Here is an 18,282-nt window from a genome sequence, read left to right on the forward strand (position 1 = left end):
TCTCCCCATAGAATTTTGATTAATTTGCGCCATCAGTTTGTTATTTTTAATTTGATGACCCATCACTCGAATTAACGTTAGGTTGTTTTTATTGTTTTGATTACATGGCATAAGTGAACCCCAAGTAGTATTCACGGCCAAAATATTGAATAGTGCCGGTTTTGTTTTCGGTGCCGAAATAACTTTTAGTGGGTTCGTCAGTTAAGTTGTTTACTTGGAACAACACACCAAGACCATCTGCGACTTGGTATGACGCTTGGTAATCGATAACCGTCTCACCATCAAAATTCACCACTTGCTCGTTTATCGCGACTTGCTCTGACACAAACTCATCTCGGTAGCGACCACTTATGCGTGTTTCAAAACCTTCATAGGAATAAAATAACGTCGCACTGACAACATTGTTTGAAAGGCCTGGTAAATCTTGAGTGGCTGTATCGCCACCTAAGTTGGTAATTGATTGCACTTCTGATTCTGTGTAGGAGTAACTAGCATTAAAGCCAAGCCCAGACCAACCAGCAGGCAATGAGGCAAACACTTGGGTATAGGCTAATTCAAGCCCTCTGATATAACCGCCTTCAGCGTTATTCACTGCGGTGGTATATGTGCCATTTGTGGTTTCAATTTGCTCACCACTATCTTCGTCAACAATGTAATCAGGGACGTTGAAGCCATTGCCTTTAAAGTCAAAATTTTCAATGGCGATAGTGTCGATGAACGAGTCAATATCTTTATAGAAAACGGCAGCAACTATGGCGCCTTCATCAAAGTAGTACTCATAAGATAAATCGTATTGATTAGCATAAAACGGCATCAAGAATGGGTTGTTAGTACTCGAGCCATTGATTTCACCATCATCAGAAACTGATGCACTGATGTCACCAGCAAGACGGTTAATTGGCGGGCGCGACATCACTTTTGCCGCAGCAAAACGCACTTGTGAGTCGTCAGTAACTTTGAAGTTTAAGTTAATTGATGGTAGGTAATCGGTGTAATCCACACCTTGTACCGTAGGTGCATAGTTTTGGTTAATAATGCCGATTTCATCGGTGATATTCTGCGCCCCTAAGCTTGGGTCACCTTCAACGTTTTGAAGCATAGTGGCAGATTGGTCGGTATTCACCACTCGAACACCAAAGTTACCTGTAATCGGTAAGCCACCAATTTCAGTATCAATATTGGCCATCACGTAACCCGACATCACTTCTTCGTAAACATCGCCACTTTGTAGCACGGACCAAGAGTAGTTAGTGGTGTAGCCCTGTGCGTCGATCACGCCACCAGCATTACCCCATGTTTGTACGGGTTGCGGTGTGCCATCAGGGAACCAGGCATTGAGGGCTTTATCTAAATCAATCGCTAAATACGACGGGAAGTAAGAGAAGTCCCCTTCCCAATCAACTACTGTTGTCATGTCATCGGTTAATTGTAGTGGCGGCTCTGACTTAGAAAACGCGCCGTCATTTCCGTATTCAAATACCGAGCGGTCATTTGAGTATGTACGGTCAGAATATCGAGCACCAAACTCAACGCTAGCGATAACGTCATTATCTAGCTCGTAAGTAAAATCAACGCGATATGCTTTAACTTCATCTTCATTCTCAAATGGGTAGATACCGTACTTACTGACCATTACTCGGTCAATATCTGAAAACGCATCCGCTTGATTAAAACCTACATCTGGCAGGTCTAGGCCATTTAACAAATAACTAATTGACACATTTTCATCAAATATTGGCGCATCAGCATTGGCATCAACAGCCACGTTTGACCAAAGTAGACCGTTACGGAAATCACTCTTAGCTGCGGATAAGGACACATCAACATTCACGTTCAAACGTTCTGTCACTTGCCAGTCAGCATTGATACCAAAGCTATCTACTTCATCAAAGTCTTGGTTATCATCGTTGACAATTTCGACTCGGGTATAACTTTTTGAAGTACGATTAAATGTGCCACCAACAACTGAGTTGCCATCATAAGTTGGGTTTGACACGCTAGCACTTGAACCACCAAATTTAGTACGAAAGCCGCGAGCAAAAGATTCACTATCAAAGCGCGACATAAAGGCATCAGCTTTTAAAACGAAATTATCAACTGGCGCCCATTCAATGGCTGCCATATAACCATTTCGGGTCTCAACACCACCTAAATGCTGAACTTCAAAACCTTCGCTGATATATTCATTCGCTGGATTATCTTCTGGGCCATTGATGTCACCATCAATGCCATCAACATCTTTAGAATCATTGTATGCAAGGCCAATAAATTGCGTCGCGACGCTGGGTTGCTCAAGCCTTGCATATCCAACAGCCACCCCTAAGGTATCTTCTAAGAACTTACCTTGATACGAGAAGCTTAAGCGATGACCAAACTCTTCTGCGCCAAACACTTCGTCAGCGCGGTCGTTATACATGCCACGAACATTAGCTGTAAAGTTGTGTTGTTTTTCTTTGCTTAATGGGCTGACGGTAGTAAGTTCAACCGTACCCGCTACACCACCTTCGATGAGTGATGCTTTTGGCGATTTATAAACTGCAGCTGAACTGATTAACTCTGAAGGATATTGGTCAAACTCAATACTACGTGAGCCACTTGTCGATACCTGCTCACGCCCATTTAAAGTTGAAAAGACAAAGCCTCCAGACATACCACGAATATTGATTTCTGCCGCTTGACCACCTGTACGTACCGCTGAAATACCCGGTAGTCGCGTTAATGCATCAGCCATTGATACATCAGGCAGTGCACCTAAGTCATCTGCTGATAGTTGCTCAGAAACGGTATCCCCATAGCGTTTTGAGTTGAGAGAATCAATTAAGCTGCGACTATATCCAGTCACATTAATCCGTTCGATATCTGTGTCTTCTTCCACAGCCTCAGGGTTAGATTCTGCTAACACATTGGTAGGTGCCGTGCTTTCAGTCGCTTGGACTTCAACATCAGCTGTTGATGACTGGACTGATTGTGTTTTTACCTCATCGGCTGCCAAAGCCTGACTAGGAGTTAATATAAAACTGACTCCTGCCGCCGCTAGCGCTAGCGATAAAACACTAGGTTTACAATTGAACATTGAGTTTCCCCTCACCTTACTGACTTTATAGTCACCCAACATTCAGTTATACGACTCAGACTAATGGAATATCAGGCATTATTATTTGGTTATAGTAGTCATGGATAAGTATTCGCCTCAATTTATTGCATACGTATTCATAACATTTGATTAACAATTAAGACTGTTAAATAAAGGCTAAGAGGATGAAAAATCGGATAAAAACTATCCAAATAAATATTGCAAAGGAATTTTTACTCTAGGCTAGTCTTTAAATATCTAAGCTTTAGTAGATTTCATCAGTCACTTAGGTAAAATGCTTGTTCAGCGAAAAATATCTAGGTAAATGCTTTTACATCATTTGATGTTTTACTCAAAAAAGCTTATCTAAATATTTGAAATTGTTAATAAAGGATTTTTAGATGGGTTTTAAGTTAACGGTAAAGTGGCAAGCGGATCACTTTGAGCATACTACACCAGAATTTAACCGAGACCACCAAATTGAGTTCGGTTCAGGCCAAGTGGTTAATGCTTCTTCAGCGCCAGAATACAAGGGTAATGAAGCTAAGGTAAACCCTGAAGAGAGTTTGTTGGCAGCATTATCCTCATGCCATATGTTAACTTTTTTAGCCATAGCTCATTTAAAACGGCTCACCGTTGAAACTTACACTGACAACGCCAAGGCCGAGTTAGGTAAAAATGAATCGGGAAAATTATCTGTGACTAAGATGTGTCTTAATCCACAAGTGATATTTGCTGATGGTGTAGAAGTGAGCCAAGAAGTCCTGCAAAAGATTCACGATAAAGCGCATGCCAATTGCTTTATTGCCAATAGTATTAACTCTGAAGTAGAGATTAATCTGTAACTAGTTTAGCTGCGATAAACACTTGAAAAGCCACTCAATTGAGTGGCTTTTCAATATGTAAGTGTAAGTGTAAGTGTAAGTGTAGTCATTAACCCATATCATAAGCTTAATTCGTAAACTTATTTAGGAAACCAGGAAGTGAGCCTGTGTTTTGAGAAAGTGTTTTGAGTAAGTGTCTGACTCAAAGTTTAACTCAGTGTTTTAACTCAGTGTTTTGACTGAACCTTAGGGCTCATTTTTTGCTGTTCACTATAGCCCATAAACATCTTACGATATTCATTATTGACCATTGTCCACATAACAAGACCAAACAAAAAACCTGCCGCGGGATAGATCATTAGCGCTTGAGTAAATGAGTTGACTAATTGGGTGTTCATGACGAAATGGTCGATAACAAAAATAATAAAAGCCGTTGAAATTCCCCAGCCCAATACGCCGTGTAGAAAAACAAATCGCCACTTTCCGCCCGCAATCAACGACTCGAGTTTTACTTGTTTTGAATAACTAAAGTCACTCATATCCATCCTTAGATTTGAATTCGATTTCCATATTTTAGGGTTATATTCATCTTGCTCTGACGACAATAATGAATCAACCTTTTGGCTTACAGGCCAAACTTTAACGCTTAAACTACATAAAATAAAAGCCGCTGTCGACTACTTTTTCGACAGCGGCTTTTCATTAGAAATGCTGCAAAATATTTATTGCGGCAAGATATCTTTCGCAGCGCCAGTCTCAGGGATTGGTAGTGCTTTTAACGGTAAAATAGGCGTCTGCACCATTTCATCTTTTAGGTAACTAATAGCTTTATTGAGCTGAGCATCAACACCACTGAAGGTGGCATAAGGTAAGTTATCGACTTCAATATCTGGTGTCACCCCAAAACCTTCAACAATCCAACGTCCATCCATTGCATATTGTGGGTATTCAGCCACACGTGCCATGCCTTTATCTGTAAGACGGTTTCGACCTGAAAGCCACACACCTGCTCCCGCTGTTTGCTTACCAATCACAGGGGCAATACCTAAGGCTTTAATCCCTGCAGAAAAGGTTTCTCCATCGGAATACGTCATTTGATCAGCTAACACGACTAAATGCCCTCTGAAGGTCTGCTGCATATTGGTACTAGCAGACCCATGTGTTGGCTGCCAAAATGCCCACGCACGGCGCAGTAGTTTCTCAATAATCCAACTATCAATATTGCCGCCTCGGTTACGACGAACATCGATGATTAAGCCTTCTTTATCATAGTTGGTATAAAATTCACGGGCGAAACTTTCAATGTCACCCGATCCCATAGCATATAAGTGTAAGTAGCCCATTTTGCCATCGCTGGCTTCGGTCACTTTAGTGGCATTGTTATTGACCCAATCTAAATAACGTAATTTTGCGTCGGTGTTATTTTCATGAGGAACCACAATCGTGCTATGGCTGTATTTACCGCGCTTTAACTCTAGTAATACTTGTTTTTTGGCTTGGTTTCTAAGCCCTTGGGTCACTTCTGCAATATTAGTGACTGGTTTGCCGTTAATCGCCAAAATAATATCACCTTCTTTAGCATCAACTTCGATACGTGCTAATGGTGATGCTTGGCTTGGTAACTCAGGATCATTTTGATAAATATGACTTATCACTATGCCTTTTGAAGTTTGCGTTAATCGCGCGCCTAAACTTGCTCCTGTTGCGGTGTCATTTTTAGCAATGTCGCCACCCCTGACTTGTGAGTGCAAAGCGTCCAGTTCACCCATCATTTGTTTGAAAATGTCATTTAGTTCATTTCTGTCGGTCAGCCTTGCTAGCAAAGGTTGGTACTTTTTCTTTATTTCAGCCCAATCTTTACCACGCATGTTTTTGTCATAAAATGAATCTCGGTGCATTAACCAGGCATCTTCAAAGATTTGTTGCCACTCTTGCATTGGCGATATGGCTAATTGCCACTGAGCCGTATCTACTTTGGTGTTTTTAAGCTCAGCAGGTAGTTTATCGCCCGCTGAAACTATGTGTAATTCACTCGGATTAGACAGCTTAGTAATCAGCAGTTTTTCACCATTAGCAGACACCTGGTAATCAGCGATATCAGCAGCAAACTCGCTAACGTCTGCAGATAAGTGATCAAACTTAACTAATTTCAAACTGGTTTTGTTTGCATGAGTGTCTAGCAAGTAGAACTTATCTTTTAACACAGTCAATTTGTCATAATTACCCGCAGCAATAGGCACTTGCCATAGTCGCTGTTTAATCCCTTTCCAATCCACTTTAGCCTTTTTAGTGGTGTTCTCTTCATCATCAGAAGTAGCAGCTAATTGCGCTGCATTAAGCTCGGTTGGTTTAACAAATGGAAACAGGGCTTTTTCATTTAATGCGATAGCAAAAACTTGTGTCCGTTTATCAAAAATAGGCCCCATATTTCTATCACCCCAAGGCGAACCCGGTGTGGCATCAAAGTGACGATTTGATAAGAAATATAACCACTGCCCATCAGGACTGAAACTTGGCGAGTACGACTCATATTTATCACTGGTTAGTGATGTAGACTTTTCTTCAGATAAAGAATAAAGCACGATTTGCGGTCGCTGCTTACCGATTTCAGCTTTCGTTACCGCAATAAGTTGGCTGTTAGCAGACCAAACGATATTAGGGTATTCACCTAATCCTTCGCCGTTAGTAATGATTTTTTGATTGTTACCTTTTTTCAAATCTAGCAACCAAACATTGCCATCATAATCATCGTGAGCAATATAGCGGCCATCAGGTGATAAATGTAAGCTAGTGCGAAGGCTACTGCCATCTTTGGTTAACTGCTTAGCCCCTTTGGTGCCATCAGCTGGGAATTGCCATATTTCTTGCTGACCAGATGCATCACTGATGCCGTATACCCACTTGCCATCAACGCTTAATACGCCGTCTCGAATACGAGATTCAGCAGGACTTTGAATCTGCACTAATCGGCTGCCATCATGGCTGGCAACTGCAACATGGCTTCTTGCTGTTATAACCGCTTTGTCACCTTTCGCGGCAAATTCGACAGAGGTCGCGAATTCCATTGGATCGTTTATCCAATGTTCACGGCGATGAGGGAAATCAGAAGTCAAACTGACATTAATGATTGATGAGTTTTGATTAGCAATATCAAACACTTTTAAATCTGCACCGTGTTGGAAAATAACTCTGCCTTGGTTTAGGGTCGCATCACGTACTTGCCATTCATTGAACTTGGTGTGCTGCTTAATATCACTTCCATTAAGCTGCATTGACCAGATGTTGTCATTGCCTGATTGGTCACTGACAAAATACAATCTTTGTTGCCACAGCATAGGTTGTCTTACTGAGCCTTGATGCGCCGTTGTAAGTTTTTGCGCTTCATTTTTGCTGCCAAGTTCGAAGCGCCAAATCTCGCCCAGTGCTCCACCACGGTAAACTTTGGCATTGTCGCCGCTGGCCTGTAAGCCAAACTGGGTGAAGTATACGTACTTACCCTGTTCATCTATCGTACCTTCAATCGCATCCGCAAGCGGTAAATCCGTTACAGCCAATGAGTTAGGGTTAACGGTTTTCAGTACCCAATAATTCGCTGGGCCATGGGCATTGTCTGTTGAGTAAAGCACTTCTCCTGAAGCTGTCCAGCCTTGTAATCTGACACGGCTGTTTTCAAAACTTACCCGTTTGGCTACTCCTCCGCCAATTGGCATAACATAGACTTCTGTCGCCCCGTCATAATTCGCGGTATAGGCTAGCCATTGTCCATCTTTAGATATTGTCGCGTCTAACTCTTCAGCCGCTTGAGTGGTGATGCGTTTAGCGTTTGTTTGATTTAACTGACTGGTCCACAAGTCGCCTTCTGCGGTAAAGACCACGGTTTGGTCATGCAAGGCAGGGGCTCGGTAATAACCTTGATTGTTTGTATCGAGCGCAAAAGTTGAAGTACTGCATAAACCTAATGCCAGTAAACATGCAGTAACTGAGTGGCGAAGTTTCATAGTCAGAAAAATCCTTGTAAATATTATTATTTTCAAGGACTCAAATTAGCAAATAAATGGTTAATAAGCAGCAGTAAAGTGGAGGAAAACATCATTTAAATGATAGGAAATTGTAACCAAATTAATGTTTAATGCGACAAAAGATGTTCTGTCGAATAAAATTCATATATATCAATATCTAAAGCAATATTCACGACTAATGGTTCATAAGCAGCCCAGCGTTATCAATCTTGATAACACTGAGCTATGGAATGCATCACTGTTTTACTGGGATGTTAATTGCTGCTTTAGTTTTTTGAAAGCATCATATTGCGGGTGCTGTGGATTAACAATATTCGGGAATCGTTGTTCGATAGTAAGCATATAACGTTCCGCTTGAACATAATCTTCAGATTCGACCAATTCACTGAGCTGCATAACGGCCTTTTCTGCAGAATCAACATGCATTCTAGGGGCTGTTCGATCAAGTTCAGTGCGATTTCGCTCAATGTCAGTACGCTCAAGTCTAGGTTCGGTAGACGATGAAGATGTAAGTGCTTCGCCTACACTAACCCCTTCTGCAGACTCCATTTTCATTTGGCCACGAACGCCAGCCTTATTGGTTTGCGGAATTTGTGCATCAAACCCTTGTACACGAGCCTGTGGCATAGGGGTATTTTTGCTCTCACTCATATAAGCTGCTTCTGACGATGTTACTCCGGTGGCGTCCATAACTGGCGCTTTTACAGTTGCCGGTTCTGCTGTTTGAACAGGTGCAGCCATTTGAACAGGAGCTGCTACATCAGACATAACAGGAACACTGCCATCAAGTTCCGACACTGCATGTTGTTTGAATTCTGGGTTAAGTAACATCACTGAAGCAATAAGCATCACAGAAGCTGCACTTGATATGGGCAAGCGATGCTTTTTCCAAAAACTTAATTGGACAAGATTACTTTTCTCGGCAGTTTTCACATTATTTTTTAATGAAGATGCCTGAGTCGCTTTCGCTTGCAATAAAATAGCGGCATCAATTGCGGCTGAAGGCCGTTCAAGGGCTTGCTGCTTATAGAGTGCTGAGATTTCTTGCTGTAAGGCAATAAACTCTTCATCACTCATTGCATCTTTATCTGTCTGATGACGATCAGTCATATGTTACCCCTTGCCATTTAGCGGCAACGCATTGCTTAATGCTTTGATAGGCATAACGAATACGGCTTTTAGTGGCTTCTAAAGTGACATCAGCAATATCACTAATTGCGGCAGCGGTTAACCCTAATTCGATATTAAGTAAAAAAGCCTCTTTTTGAACTGCAGGTAAACTGGCTACACAGGACTTAAGTAATTTGGCTTTTTGTTCATCTTCAAGCTGCTCATCAGGACGGCCATGAGCATGTTCATTATTAATATTGGCATCAAAGTTATCCATAGTCTCGTCTCCCATATCTGCAGCTTCATCAAGCGGTTTAACCGCTCTAACATGATCGATTAATAAATTATGGGCGATGCGATATAACCAAGTAGTGAACTTTGCTGTAACTTGATAATTACCCGCTGCTTTTATCACTTTGCCCCAGGTATCTTGATACAAGTCTTCAGCCAATGATTTCTGGCTCAACTGGCGAACAAAATAGCGATATAACGGGCCTTTATGCTTAGAATATAACTGCTCAAATGCCGCAGTATCACCTTGCTGATAATTCAACATGAGTTGTTCATCTGATATTCCCATTGCACTATCAGAGCTTTGCTTATTCGAGTCTGGCTTATTCGAATCGCTGTTATTTGAATCTAAGTCTTTCACTCAGGCTACCTGGCTTATTTGCTGTTTTAATTGCATTAAACCAGTTTGCCCAGCCCAGCAGTTATTGTCTACTAAATATGATTATTTACCGGTAAAGGCTTAGGAACAGGTTCAAGCACTGGCTTTACAGGCAATATCAATTTTTGTTTTCCCTCAGGTAGCTCACCGGCATGTTTAGATTTTATTGGATACGGCATTGGATAAGGCTCCCGCTCATGTGGTGGTACCACCTGTTTTTTACTGCGCGCATCCCTCAATTTACTGTCTGAGGCAATAACGGCTACAGACTTGGCTAGCGCAATGAACTCTGTGCGTTCACCATCGAAATCTTCACCTTTTGAACCTTCAGCAATTTCAATCAGTTGTTGGTAATCGAAGTCATGCACATAATTATTCATGTTCATTAACTGCCCTAAGCCTGCGACTGCTGCTGCGAATCTAAATTCGTTACTCGTGTGTTCAAAAAACTTCTGCTGCTGATGAATATCAATAGGCTGCGGCTTGATTAATTGTTGCCCTGATGTCGAGCGTGCATCGGACAAGGATAACGTGGCTAACTCATTGGCACTGTATTTGTTAATGATTGAATCATTGTTCAAGTGGTTGATAGAGTTATTGATAGAATCATTAATAGAGTTATTGGGCTGATTTTCAATAGATTCATTAAATCTAAGCTCATAAAGCGCCACATACTGGCGACGATAACTGAGCTTCATTGTTCTTGGGTGCGATGAGGTTTGATGCGCATTTTCAAAGCCTACCAAACGATATTCTGACACGAGTCTTGGGTTAAAGTTAACCGTCGCTAGTAACCAATTAAAGCCAAGTGCCGCTTTATCACTGGCCTCTTTAGTTAACTCAATACTGATTAACAATAATTCTGTATCACGGTTATAAGGGGATGGTGCAAGTTCTGTTGCCAACACATAGTTATTGGATAAGAGCGCGACATCATTAACATTGTGGGGAAATTGATAATCAAAGCGATTAATCAACTGATGACTCGCCACTTGATTGCGTTCTGGTAAGGTATTTTTATTCACCGCTTGGGTTAATAATTCATAGTCATCACGGTTTGACATAAAACTAAATCGTGACACAGGGGTTTCGCCTGTCACCATATTTCCGCCATGACCGCTGAGGGTTAAGTTACCTTGGTAATAGCCTGGTTTAACCGGTGGGTAAGAAGGCTTCTTAGGTAATGAAATAGGATCAGTACTAACGGCTTGTACTTTTTCACTTTTAGCGATTTGCTGAATTTCTTCAGCGTTGATGCACATTGAAGTCGCTAACATCGCGGTTAAAGTCGCGAGGTAACATTGATGTTTGAACCCATTTCGATTTTGCTTTGTCATATTAAGCCTCATTACCAAAACGTTGATTGATACCAACCTTATTAGTAATAACGTAACAAAAATCAAAAAGGGTTATTTATTTTAATCTTTTTCAGTTCACCTGAGATTAAAGAGTAATTCCAGCTCTGGGATTAAAATGGCTTTCTCGGCATCACCAAAAAAATCATCATGCATTCTAATAAACGCTTCTTGAAAGCTTTGCTGCGCCATAACGCGATCAATTTCAGCGGTTATCTTATCGCCTTTATCACCTTTAGAGCAGGCAATATAGCCGTAAATAGGCTGTTCAACGTGGCGAATAGGTATCGAAATATAATCAAGAGATTTGTTGTTATCACGTAAATAAGCATCCACCACTTCACTATATTCAATCACCCCAAGTACCCTTTCAGCCTTGAGCATCTCAATTAACTTATTAGAGGAGCTAACACCACCACGAACATAAAATTCATGAGGTCTTTTAGTTATTTGTTGATCAATGTACTCGCCATAGGCTCTGTCTTTAACTACACCTATCTGCGCCTGTGTGTTTGCGGGCATATTGGCTAAATCTAATTGCTGTGCAAAAATCTGCTGATTTTTAGCGAGCACGATTAATCTCAATGGTGGGTAAATAGTGATGGGGTAATGTGAAAAGCTTGCAACTTCAAGTCGTTCGGGGGTTTTAATCTTATTAAACATGCAACTATTTTGCTGTTTAGACAGCTCTAACCAACCACGAGTCATACTGACTTGCTGCTGTTCAAACGACAGCTGGTTATCACTAAACTCAGTGAGTAAAGAAAGCACTTCCATTTCTTCATTACCAGCAATAGACACAATCGTCTCATCTACTTCCGTCAACATAACAGCCTGTACAGTTGCGTAAGAAGGTTGATTTATAATAATAAAAAACAATGTAATGTAAAAAACTAGTCCCTTAGTCTTTAACCTTTGGAATGCCATAGATTGCCTCCGAGTTTAAAGCCTATGTGGTTAACATTAGAGGAGAGTTTTAGCATTCGCAATCAGAAACTGAGTTTCAGCCGCAGAAAACACTGAAAAGCAGCCAAAATAAAGCCAACATGATATTATCTAGCCCCTTTTTTATAGCGAGCTTTCAGCAAGTTATAAACCCTGTGCCCTACACAGGATAAAAGTAAAAATAACCTAATAATATAAGTGTGTTAAGGAGTTATCATGCAAGCCCTTGTTGCCGTAGTAATGGGATCTAAGAGTGATTGGCCGACCATGGAAGCCGCCGCAGAAATTATGGATAAGCTTCAGGTGCCATATCATGTTGAAGTTGTCTCAGCGCATCGCACTCCTGACAAACTAATGGATTTTGCTAGTACCGCTGCAGATAAAGGCTATAAAGTCATTATTGGTGGTGCCGGTGGTGCAGCACATTTACCAGGTATGATAGCGTCAAAAACTCGCTTACCTGTGCTAGGTGTCCCAGTGCAAAGTAAAGCGCTTTCAGGTATGGACAGCTTGCTTTCAATAGTACAAATGCCAAAAGGTATTGCTGTTGGTACGTTAGCTATTGGCACAGCTGGTGCGTTCAATGCAGGTTTATTAGCAAGCCAAATCTTGGCAGTTACCGATGCTGAACTTGCAGCTCGTTTAGATGCATTCCGCGAAGATCAAACTAATACTATTCTTGATAATCCAGATCCGAGGGAAGCTTAATGTCTAAGCAGGACTCTCAGTCAAACACGCAAACACCAGCAAAACAACACAATGTTTGGGTATTAGGCGATGGCCAATTAGGCGCGATGTTATCTCATGCAGGCCAGCCACTAGCGATTAATGTTCGCCCAGTGGATATCATGACGCCATCAGATGAGCGTTTACCGCTACAGGGTACTGATATCATTACAGCTGAACGTGAACAATGGCCTGAATCAAGCTTAAGTTTACAGTTAAGCGAACACCCGCATTTTATTAATGGCCATGTATTTGGCCGTTTAGCAGATCGCTTTACTCAAAAAAGCCTATTAGATGAGTTATCAGTGCCGACTTCTCCTTGGGAATTGGTCGATGACAACACTCAAACTGAGGCATTACATCAGCAATACGGTGATCGGGTTTTATTAAAGCGCCGTACTGGTGGTTATGATGGCAAAGGTCAACATTGGCTAAAACAAGCTGAAGCAACTGACATTCCTGCTGACTGGCGTAACGAAGCCATTGCAGAGCAAGCCATCAACTTTGATGAAGAAGTATCGATTGTTGGTGTGAGAACCCAAACTGGCGAATGTGTTTTTTACCCACTCACACTTAACTTGCATCAAGACGGCATTTTAATGGCCTCTATTGCACCGTTAACTCGTCTCGACCATCTGCAACCACAAGCTGAAGCAATGCTGACCAGTGTTATGGACGAGCTTGAATATGTGGGTGTGATGGCGATGGAGTGTTTCAGAGTCGGTGATAAACTGCTCGTTAACGAACTTGCTCCTCGCGTTCATAATTCTGGGCATTGGACTCAATCAGGTTGCCACATTAACCAATTTGAATTACACCTTCGTGCACTGTGTGGATTACCTATCCATAAGCCACAAGTTAACTTCCAGTGTGTCATGGTTAACTTAATTGGTGTCGATAAAGATGACCGCTGGTTAAGCCTGCCTAATGCAGAGTTATTTTGGTATAACAAAGAAGTGCGAGTTGGCCGCAAGGTAGGACATCTTAATCTTTCAGCACACAGTAACGATATGGTTAATGACAGTATCGGCCAATTGCAGCAATGGATGCCACAGCAATATCAGGCGCCATTAGCATGGATTTTAGACGAGTTTAGTCGCTAGAATTGACTTAATATTTTGCACAAAAAAAGGAGCCTAGGGCTCCTTTTTTTATGAATCCGTCAAACCGACTAGATGCACACTCTTGTGAGAACTTGCTCCAAGTTTTCTGAGCTGGCTTTTTGCTGCTTCGCTCTATTTGAAATGGCCTCAAGGTTTAATTGCACTTCATGACTTAAGCGAGAGATTTCAATTGCACGGGTATTAATACTCCCTGTTGAAGTTTGCTGGCCTTGAATACTGTAAGTCATGTTACCGGCAACCGTATCTAACTGCTGAAATGCCCTTCCAATATCAGCAAATGCCTGAGTAACACGCTGACATTGCATTAAACTTTCTTGGGTAACCCGTTGGCTTTCACCAATAGCATTTACAGCATTACCGGCTTTAGCCTGCAACTCGAGTACAATGGATTGGATCTCAACTGTCGACTCTTGAGTACGATGCGCCAATGCTCGAACCTCGTCAGCAACCACAGCAAAACCACGCCCTTGCTCGCCAGCCCTTGCTGCCTCAATGGCCGCATTAAGCGCTAACAAATTAGTTTGCTCTGCAATGCTTTTAATCACTTCTAGTACATTACCGATTTTTTGGCTATCACTGTTCAGTAGATCTAAATCAGAGACCATACTTTCAATACCGTTAGCAAATGTGGTCATTGAGTTTTGATTATTTTGCGCATCATCTGAACCTTGCGCTAATAGCTCAGTAACTTGAACTGAGGTGGACTTAAGTTCATCAGCATTATTTGACAGCTCATCGGCTGTGAGCATGATTTCAGTGAGCGATGCGGTAATTTGCTCGTTCTCATCGGTGCTTTTGTTGACCGAAGACTCAGCAGCCCCCATTTGCGAAGCAAGCTCATAAGAGCCTTCTTTTACGTCGTTGGCATCACTGCGAATATTATCAATTACCGACTTTAAGTCTTCAATGAACTCACTGAGACTATTAGTAATATCAGCAATTTGATCATCACCATGATCTTTAATTGGTTTATCGGGCGCCGTTTCGGTACTGATAACCAAACTAAGATAATGGCTTAAATCATTTAATCGTTTTTGTATTTGCTGTTTAAACAAATACACACCGAGGATTAATTGCGCTAACCCTAAACTGATTAATAGACAAACAAGATAAGTTTTTGAGACTTGTGCGGGTGAAAACAGAGATACAACAATGGCCAGCAGCACTAACGAAATTAATGGTAAAAGTAATTTCGTCTGCAATTTATTATCATTATGGTTTTGCATATAGAGTTCCGAAAACAATTTTTATGATACGAATCTAACAGTTCTTATTATGGTTTTTAGGGTTCATCTTTGAGTTAATAGCGTGTTCAACAGCACTAAATTAACACAATATCTACATTTGTTATCGGAAGATAGTCAGGAAAGTTTAGTGTTATTCTGAATAGAATCATAAATTAATGACATAAAAAAGCCCCGACAATACGGGGCAAGTTGTTACGCTCAGCTTAACCGAAAAACAAACGCCATAACCATGAAGAATCTAAATCCTCTTTACAGGTTCGGTATTGTTGAGCATAGGTTTTAGAACGGGCGTCAACACGATCAGCCACAGGCCCTAACCAAGCTTTAGCCTTATAAGTGCCACGTTTATAACCGCCCCAACCTTCGTGGTAATTCAAATATTGATTCTTGGCATCCCATTTTGAAACGCCATTAATTTTATGAGTTTTGTAAATAAACCATCCCATAAAGTCCATCGCGTCATCAAAGTTACTGCGGCTCGACCAAGAGTTCCCTGTTTCACGCACGTAATCATCCCAAGTCATGGTTTTAGCTTGAGCATAACCATAAGCATCACTGGCTCTGCCTGTTGGGATAAAACCTAAAAAGTATTCCATTGGCGGCGCGGCATTATGCTTAAACGAACTTTCTTGATACATCATGGCTAACGGGACATGCACAGGTACTCCCCATTTATCACGGGTATTGACTGCGGCTTTATACCAAGAGCGATTCTCTTGGAATATAGAACATAAATTATCAGGTTCTTTAGGCGGTGGTGTAGCGCAGCCTGCAAGTTGCAGAAGAATAACGGTGCTAAAAGCACGGAAAAACCACTTCATAAAAGCCCTTAAATCAACGGAATACAAACTCAATCATAGGGCTAGATTTTCACATCTATGAAGTACAGATGCAATCGGGTTTACCAGAAAATTAGCCATAAGCCTTACTTGAGCATAAGGCGACGCGGTTACAGATTAAATGAATGGTTTAGAATGGTGTACGAATAGAAAATTCGCGCAAGCTTACTCCATTGGGTTGGCAAACGCACACTCATAAGATTCTTTTTTCCAGACAACTGGTTGCCAATAATCTGTATTTAATCCGTTGTAAACTTTATCTAGTTTAAATTCAGCGGCTAAGTGATAACGCTGCTCTCGTTCAACCTCAACCAAGATAGTTTTAGTTTGTCGAGCAGCTAATTTAACTTTCAGTTCCGGCGATTCAATTAACTCAGCAACAGTAAACTGATGTTCACCCGTTGGTAACTTATAATATGGACGTGAAATAACTGGTTTACCGTTAAGGTGCGTTACCACGACACGATATAAACTGTCTGTGACTGGTGGCGTAATATAACTCGCCACTGAACCACAAATCAGTTCATCTTCAGTAGACGTTGCGCAGCCTTGCAGCAACACAACCGATATCGCTAGTAACGCAATGTTTCTCATTGATTCACTGCTGTTGCAGGTTCAGCTAAATCAGCAAAGTAGTCAGCCAAAAACTCATCAAATCCTACAGAAGGTTGGGTTTCAACGTCTTTTTGTTGCTGTAGAGATGCTGCAGCTTCTGCTTCATACTCTGCCATAGTCGATTCTGACAATGGGTAATTAGTTAAATACTCATGATATTGCTGAGATAATTGTTTCACCCAAACGCCATGGTCAATACCTTGATTAACCATATCGTCAATTACACGACCAGAGATTGTTTTGCTTGGATCGTTAATCGCCGCATGCCACTGCGTTAACGCATCTTGGTATTGTGTGCCTTCGCCATCAAGTAATTTAGCAATTCTTGTCATGGGCTCAAAAATATCATTTAACCACTCATTCAAGGCAACTTGTTGACCATTACGGCTCAATGCTAAGCCAGGTTTACGACCTTCAAGCACAACCGCCTTAAGGTTTGCAGCAATTTCAGCTTCAGCCGATGCATCGGTTTTTTCTGAAGACAACAACAAGCAATACAGCAAGAATAAATCGAGGAACTTGACCTGACTAGCATCAATCCCGATTGGGCTATACGGGTTAACATCAAGTGCACGCACTTCAATATATTCAACCCCAGCTCTAGCCAAAGCCTCTGAAGGTTTTTCGCCAGACTTAGCCACACGTTTAGCACGAATAGGCGAGTAAAACTCATTCTCGATTTGTAATACATTGCTGTTAAGTTGGCGATATTCGCCATCCACTTTGACACCAATTTTGGCAAAGCTTTCTGAAGGCATTCTGATGGCTTCACCGACACCATTTAAATACTCAGGTAGTGAGTTGTAGCTAATAATAAGCTGCTCTTGTTCTTGGTTGGTGTAACCTAAATCACTCATACGCAATGACGTTGCATACGGTAGGTATAAGGTGCCTTTACCCGTTGTTTTAAAGTCGAACTCAGTAGACTGACCTTTAATGAAAGAACTACAAAGCGCAGGTGATGAACCAAAGAAGTAAGGCAACACCCAAACCAGGCGGCGATAATTACGGATCATGCCAAAGTAAGACTCTGAGATAAAATCTTGACGCGTTAAGCTTTTATCACTGTTCTCATACAAGCTATCCCATAACTTTTCTGATACTGAAAAGTTAAAATGTACCCCTGCAATAATCTGCATCAGTGGGCCATATCTATGGGTTAAACCTTTACGGTATAAGGTTTTCATTTTACCGTTATTTGAGCTGCCATAACGTGCAATCGGAATATCTTTTTCATCCCCCACATAACACGGCATACTCACAGGCCATAGCGACTGGCCATTCATGTTTTTTACGCTATAGGCATGAGTTTGAGTCAAGCCTTCTAATAAGGTATCAATATTGGTATTAACAGGAGTAATAAACTCAAGCAATGACTCACTGTAATCAGTGGTAATACGAGAATGGGTTAATGCAGAACCTAGCTTTTCTGGGTGGCCATCTTTTGCTAATTGACCTGAGTCATCGATACGTAATGCTTCACGTTCAATACCACGTAGCATGCCAAGTAAAGATTCACGGCCTTCGCCGTTAGAAAGAAGATCGATTGTTTCATTGAATGAATTCAATTTGCTGTTCTCTTATTGTTGCTCGTATTAGCCGTTCACATCCACGACGTTCAAACTGCTAGACCCGATATTAGACGAGATAATTTCCCAAACTGTATAAATAAATACAATTAATGAAATTAATCACATTTTAGCGCCTAATAAAGAAAAAACGGTAACATTTTTAT

At 41.3% G+C, this 18,282-nt stretch carries 14 protein-coding genes; 3 read left to right on the forward strand and 11 right to left on the reverse strand.

What is annotated here, in order from left to right; translation table 11 throughout:
* Positions 1–100: 100 nt before the first annotated feature.
* Positions 101–3,073 (reverse strand): TonB-dependent receptor, encoded by a 2,973-nt coding sequence (locus BCU84_RS02320; protein ID WP_102526494.1) that lies wholly within the window; start codon positions 3,071–3,073, stop codon positions 101–103.
* A gap of 401 nt (positions 3,074–3,474) precedes the next feature.
* On the opposite strand from BCU84_RS02320, the gene BCU84_RS02325 reads away from it, so the two are divergent.
* Positions 3,475–3,918 carry an OsmC family protein gene (locus BCU84_RS02325; protein WP_102526495.1) on the forward strand — a complete coding sequence of 148 codons (444 nt, stop codon included), beginning with the start codon at positions 3,475–3,477 and terminating at the stop codon, positions 3,916–3,918.
* Positions 3,919–4,124: 206 nt separating this feature from the next.
* On the opposite strand, the gene BCU84_RS02330 is transcribed toward BCU84_RS02325, so the two are convergent.
* From BCU84_RS02330 to BCU84_RS02355, 6 genes are all read right to left on the reverse strand, one after another.
* Positions 4,125–4,436 carry a hypothetical protein gene (locus tag BCU84_RS02330; protein ID WP_102526496.1) on the reverse strand — a complete coding sequence of 104 codons (312 nt, stop codon included), beginning with the start codon at positions 4,434–4,436 and terminating at the stop codon, positions 4,125–4,127.
* A gap of 183 nt (positions 4,437–4,619) precedes the next feature.
* Positions 4,620–7,895 (reverse strand): S41 family peptidase, encoded by a 3,276-nt coding sequence (locus BCU84_RS02335; protein ID WP_102526497.1) that lies wholly within the window; start codon positions 7,893–7,895, stop codon positions 4,620–4,622.
* 264 nt (positions 7,896–8,159) lie between these two features.
* Positions 8,160–9,026, reverse strand: a complete 867-nt coding sequence (locus tag BCU84_RS02340; RefSeq protein WP_102526498.1) for a hypothetical protein — start codon at positions 9,024–9,026, stop codon at positions 8,160–8,162.
* On the reverse strand, positions 9,019–9,606 hold the full coding sequence (locus tag BCU84_RS02345) for a sigma-70 family RNA polymerase sigma factor (protein ID WP_102526515.1): 588 nt from the start codon (positions 9,604–9,606) through the stop codon (positions 9,019–9,021). The genes BCU84_RS02340 and BCU84_RS02345 overlap by 8 nt, the downstream gene beginning before the upstream one ends.
* 143 nt (positions 9,607–9,749) lie before the next feature.
* On the reverse strand, positions 9,750–11,033 hold the full coding sequence (locus BCU84_RS02350; RefSeq protein ID WP_198589514.1) for a von Willebrand factor type A domain-containing protein: 1,284 nt from the start codon (positions 11,031–11,033) through the stop codon (positions 9,750–9,752).
* A gap of 96 nt (positions 11,034–11,129) precedes the next feature.
* Positions 11,130–11,879: a transporter substrate-binding domain-containing protein gene (locus tag BCU84_RS02355; RefSeq protein WP_157936183.1), complete on the reverse strand. Its 750-nt coding sequence runs from the start codon at positions 11,877–11,879 to the stop codon at positions 11,130–11,132.
* A 333-nt stretch (positions 11,880–12,212) separates the two neighbouring features.
* On the opposite strand from BCU84_RS02355, the gene purE reads away from it, so the two are divergent.
* Together purE and purK are read left to right on the forward strand one after the other, a co-directional pair.
* Positions 12,213–12,704 carry a 5-(carboxyamino)imidazole ribonucleotide mutase gene (gene purE / locus BCU84_RS02360; RefSeq protein ID WP_102526501.1) on the forward strand — a complete coding sequence of 164 codons (492 nt, stop codon included), beginning with the start codon at positions 12,213–12,215 and terminating at the stop codon, positions 12,702–12,704.
* Positions 12,704–13,825 (forward strand): 5-(carboxyamino)imidazole ribonucleotide synthase, encoded by a 1,122-nt coding sequence (gene purK / locus BCU84_RS02365; RefSeq protein WP_102526502.1) that lies wholly within the window; start codon positions 12,704–12,706, stop codon positions 13,823–13,825. Before purE ends, purK begins: the two co-directional genes overlap by 1 nt.
* Positions 13,826–13,893: 68 nt before the next feature.
* Here the strand turns inward: purK and BCU84_RS02370 are convergent, their stop codons facing one another.
* The 4 genes from BCU84_RS02370 to gshA form a co-directional block, all read right to left on the reverse strand.
* Positions 13,894–15,072 (reverse strand): methyl-accepting chemotaxis protein, encoded by a 1,179-nt coding sequence (locus tag BCU84_RS02370; RefSeq protein WP_102526503.1) that lies wholly within the window; start codon positions 15,070–15,072, stop codon positions 13,894–13,896.
* 224 nt (positions 15,073–15,296) lie between these two features.
* Positions 15,297–15,914, reverse strand: a complete 618-nt coding sequence (locus BCU84_RS02375) for a hypothetical protein (RefSeq protein ID WP_102526504.1) — start codon at positions 15,912–15,914, stop codon at positions 15,297–15,299.
* Between the two features lie 183 nt (positions 15,915–16,097).
* Entirely contained in the window at positions 16,098–16,526 is a 429-nt protein-coding gene (locus BCU84_RS02380) for a hypothetical protein (RefSeq protein ID WP_102526505.1), read from the reverse strand.
* Positions 16,523–18,115, reverse strand: coding sequence for a glutamate--cysteine ligase (gene gshA, locus BCU84_RS02385; protein WP_102526506.1), 1,593 nt, complete (start codon positions 18,113–18,115; stop codon positions 16,523–16,525). Before gshA ends, BCU84_RS02380 begins: the two co-directional genes overlap by 4 nt.
* Positions 18,116–18,282 lie beyond the last annotated feature (167 nt).

The organism is Shewanella sp. 10N.286.51.B7 (assembly GCF_002873615.1).
Classification (GTDB): domain Bacteria; phylum Pseudomonadota; class Gammaproteobacteria; order Enterobacterales; family Shewanellaceae; genus Shewanella; species Shewanella electrodiphila.

What these genes read in the sequence shown, in the direction of transcription:
- BCU84_RS02320 (WP_102526494.1), bottom strand. Translation starts at nt 3,073, where the DNA reads ATGTTCAATTGTAAACCTAGTGTTTTATCGCTAGCGCTAGCGGCGGCA.
- BCU84_RS02325 (WP_102526495.1), top strand. Translation starts at nt 3,475, where the DNA reads ATGGGTTTTAAGTTAACGGTAAAGTGGCAAGCGGATCACTTTGAGCAT.
- BCU84_RS02330 (WP_102526496.1), bottom strand. Translation starts at nt 4,436, where the DNA reads ATGAGTGACTTTAGTTATTCAAAACAAGTAAAACTCGAGTCGTTGATT.
- BCU84_RS02335 (WP_102526497.1), bottom strand. Translation starts at nt 7,895, where the DNA reads ATGAAACTTCGCCACTCAGTTACTGCATGTTTACTGGCATTAGGTTTA.
- BCU84_RS02340 (WP_102526498.1), bottom strand. Translation starts at nt 9,026, where the DNA reads ATGACTGATCGTCATCAGACAGATAAAGATGCAATGAGTGATGAAGAG.
- BCU84_RS02345 (WP_102526515.1), bottom strand. Translation starts at nt 9,606, where the DNA reads ATGGGAATATCAGATGAACAACTCATGTTGAATTATCAGCAAGGTGAT.
- BCU84_RS02350 (WP_198589514.1), bottom strand. Translation starts at nt 11,033, where the DNA reads ATGACAAAGCAAAATCGAAATGGGTTCAAACATCAATGTTACCTCGCG.
- BCU84_RS02355 (WP_157936183.1), bottom strand. Translation starts at nt 11,879, where the DNA reads ATGTTGACGGAAGTAGATGAGACGATTGTGTCTATTGCTGGTAATGAA.
- purE (WP_102526501.1), top strand. Translation starts at nt 12,213, where the DNA reads ATGCAAGCCCTTGTTGCCGTAGTAATGGGATCTAAGAGTGATTGGCCG.
- purK (WP_102526502.1), top strand. Translation starts at nt 12,704, where the DNA reads ATGTCTAAGCAGGACTCTCAGTCAAACACGCAAACACCAGCAAAACAA.
- BCU84_RS02370 (WP_102526503.1), bottom strand. Translation starts at nt 15,072, where the DNA reads ATGCAAAACCATAATGATAATAAATTGCAGACGAAATTACTTTTACCA.
- BCU84_RS02375 (WP_102526504.1), bottom strand. Translation starts at nt 15,914, where the DNA reads ATGAAGTGGTTTTTCCGTGCTTTTAGCACCGTTATTCTTCTGCAACTT.
- BCU84_RS02380 (WP_102526505.1), bottom strand. Translation starts at nt 16,526, where the DNA reads ATGAGAAACATTGCGTTACTAGCGATATCGGTTGTGTTGCTGCAAGGC.